General features: G+C 70.4%; 2 protein-coding genes. One reads left to right on the top strand and one right to left on the bottom strand.

What is annotated here, in order from left to right; translation table 11 throughout:
- The first annotated feature begins 17 nt into the window (after nt 1–17).
- Entirely contained in the window at nt 18–2,048 is a 2,031-nt protein-coding gene (locus CCN51_RS51330) for a beta-galactosidase (RefSeq protein ID WP_086861247.1), read from the top strand.
- 13 nt (nt 2,049–2,061) lie between these two features.
- Here the strand turns inward: CCN51_RS51330 and CCN51_RS51325 are convergent, their stop codons facing one another.
- A complete protein-coding gene (locus tag CCN51_RS51325; RefSeq protein WP_086861245.1) occupies nt 2,062–3,153 on the bottom strand; it encodes a cytochrome P450 in 1,092 nt (363 codons plus the stop codon).
- Between the last annotated feature and the right edge of the window lie 67 nt (nt 3,154–3,220).

Below are 3,220 nucleotides of genomic sequence, written 5' to 3'. Positions count from 1 at the left end.
ACCGGAGAAGCAGAGCCATGACCACCCGCAGCATCACCGACCGTCTCGGCGGTTTCGCCTTCGGCGGGGACTACAACCCCGAGCAGTGGGACCGGGCGGTGTGGGACGAGGACATCCAGCTCATGCGGCGCGCCGGGGTCAACCTGGTCACCCTGGGCGTGTTCGCGTGGGCGTCGCTCGAACCCGAGCCGGGACGCTTCACCTTCGAGTGGATGGACGAGGTGATGGACCTCCTCCACGCGGGCGGGATCAGCGTCGACCTGGCCACCCCGACCATGGCGCCGCCGGTCTGGCTCACCCATGAACACCCCGAGGTCCTGCCGGTCATGGAGGACGGGGAGCGCTTCGGCTTCGGCAACCGGCTGCAGTTCGACCCCGCCTCGCCCCGCTACCGGGAACACGCGGCCCGGATCACCACGGCGCTGGCCGAGCGGTACTCCCACCACCCGGCCCTCGCGATGTGGCACATCAGCAACGAATACGGGCAGCCCTCGTACGGAGAGGCCAGCGCGGTCGCCTTCCGCGGCTGGCTGCAGCGGAAGTACGGCAGCCTGGACGCCCTCAACGACGCCTGGTACACCCGCTTCTGGTCCCAGGTCTACACCTCCTGGGACCAGATCAACCCGCCGGAAGTGCCGCGGTCGTGGTCCAACCCGACCCGCCGCCTGGACTTCAAGCGGTTCGTCTCGGACGCGCTGCTCGAGTGTTTCGTCATGGAGCGCGATATCGTCCGCTCCTACCGCGACGACATCCCGGTCCTCACCAACTACATGCGCTTCTACAAGAATGCGGATTACTGGACCTGGGCGCCTGAGCAGGACGCCGTGGCGCTGGACATCTACCCCAACCCCGGCCACGACGACGCCCATATCTCCGCCGCGCTGAACTTCGACCTCATGCGTTCACTGCGCGGCGAGCCCTGGGTCCTCATGGAGCAGGCGGCCAGCAGCGTGTCGCAGTGGAAGGTGAACAACGTCAAGCGGCCCGGCCATATGCGCCTCGGCTCCTACCAGGCCATCGCCCACGGCGCCGACAGCGTCCTGTACTTCCAGTGGCGCGCGAGCCGCGGCGGCCATGAGCGTTTCCACTCCGCGATGCTGCCCCACTCCGGCACCGCCTCCCGCACCTGGCAGGAGATCGAAGCACTCGGCGGTGAGCTGCCGAGGATCGCCGAGGCGGTGGGCGCCCGGTCGAGCGCCGAGATCGCCGTGCTGTTCGACTGGAACGCCTGGTGGGGGCTGACCGAGACGCACGGGCTGCCGCGCAACGACTTCGACTACACCCAGATCGCCACCGACCACTACCAGCCGCTCCTGGAAGCACACCACGCGGTGGACATGGTGCACTTCGGCTCCGACCTCAGCCCGTACAAGGTCGTCGTCGTGCCGAACGCCTACCTCGTCGACGACCGCTTCACCGACGCACTCACCCGCTTCGTCGAAGGGGGCGGGACGCTCGTCTGCTCGTTCTTCTCCGGGGTCGTCGACGCGAACAACCAGGTCAGGCAGCCCGCCTACCCCGGGGCCTTCCGCGGCCTCATCGGCGCGTACATCGACGAGTACTGGCCCGCACGCGGCGACGAGACCTTTGCGGTGACCTTCGCCGACGGGACCACCCGGACCGCCGACTGGTGGCAGGACAGCATCCACCCCGAAACCGCGCGGGTGCTCGCCACCTACGCCTCCGGCCACCTGGAAGGACGGCCCGCGATCCTGGACAACGCGGTCGGCCGGGGCCGCGTCGTGTACCTCGGCACCCGCCTCGAACCCGGTGCGCTGCGCGACACCCTGCTCGAGGCGGTGGCGGCGGCGGGGGTCTCCCCGCTCGTCGCCGCCGCGCCCGGACACCTGGAGGCGGTCAGGCGCGTCGGCGACGACGCGGAGTTCCTGTTCCTGCTGAACCACTCCGAGACGCAACCCGCCGAGGTCCGGCTCGCGGCGGACGGGCTCGACCTGATCTCCGGGGCGAAGACCGGGGCAACCCTCGAGGTGGCGCCGCTCAGTGTCTCGGTGGTGCGGTTCGAGAACACCGAGCGGGTCCAGGAGTGAGGTACCAGCCCGCTCAGACGGTGGCGGGGCGCAGAACGACCGGCAGTTCCCGGTAGCTGTTCATGCCCAGCGAAGCGGCGCGCGGAGCGGGCCTTTGGGCGAGGGCGATATCCGGGAAGGTCTCGAACAGCCGCCGCAGGGCGATCTCGGCCTCCACCTTGGCCAGGGACGCCCCGGGGCACCGGTGGGCGCCGTAGCCGAAGGAGAGGTGGCGGGAGGCGTCCGGCCGGTCGGGGTCGAACCGGTCGGGCTCGGAGAAGGCGTGGGGGCAGCGGTTGATGGTCGCGAGGGGGAGGAGCACCGCCTCTCCCTCCCGGACGACGCCGCCGCCCACCACGGGCACATCCTCGGTGGCGTAGCGGAACAGCAGGGCGCGCACCGGGGACTCCCAGCGCAGGGCCTCCTCCACCACATCCGGCCACGGGTCCTCGCCCGCCTCCTGCCGGGCCCTGGCGGCGGCCAGGGTCTCGGGGTGTGTCAACAGCCCCCGCACTGCGTGGCAGATCAGGGTCACCGTGGTCTCGTGGCCGCCGATGACGGTGACCACCAGGTTGCCGATCACCTCCGGCACCGTCAGCTCACCCTGGTCCATGGCCTCGACCAGGTCCATCGTGAGGTCGTCGTGGTCGCCGCTGGCGCGCTTGCGCTCGATTATCGACATCAGGGTGGCCGGGAAGCGCTCCGCCATCGTGCGCTGGAGCTCCTCGGCCCCGGCGTCGTTGCTCAACGCGGCCGCCGACAGCACGTGCAGCTCCTCGCGCAGACCGCCCTCCTCGGGCACGCCGAGCAGATAGCAGATGACGTCCAGGGGAAGCGGCAGCGCGAAACGGGACTGCAGATCGGTCTCCTGACCCGGAGCAACATCGTCCAGGGCGGCCAGCAGCCGGTCGGTGACCGCCTCGATACGCGGGCGCAACTCCCGCACCCGGCGCGGGGAGAAGGCGCGCTGAACGGGCTGCCGCAGCCGGCGGTGGAGGTCGCCGTCGGAGTTGAGCAGCCCCTCGCCCTCCAGGATGAAGAGCAGCGGCCACTCGGCGGGGATCTCCCCGCGCTGGTGGGCACCCCAGTGCCGGAGGCTCTTGGAGAACCGTGGGTCGTTCAGCACCTGGGCACCCGCTTCCCGGCGGAGTGGTGGTCAAGGCGGTCACCACCCGGGAAGCGGGTGCCCAGGT

The sequence above is a fragment of the Streptomyces milbemycinicus genome (genome assembly GCF_002154605.1).
Taxonomy (GTDB): domain Bacteria; phylum Actinomycetota; class Actinomycetes; order Streptomycetales; family Streptomycetaceae; genus Streptomyces; species Streptomyces milbemycinicus.
The sequence above is the reverse complement of the archived record's forward strand: the minus strand, read 5'-3'. Positions and strand labels throughout refer to the sequence as shown.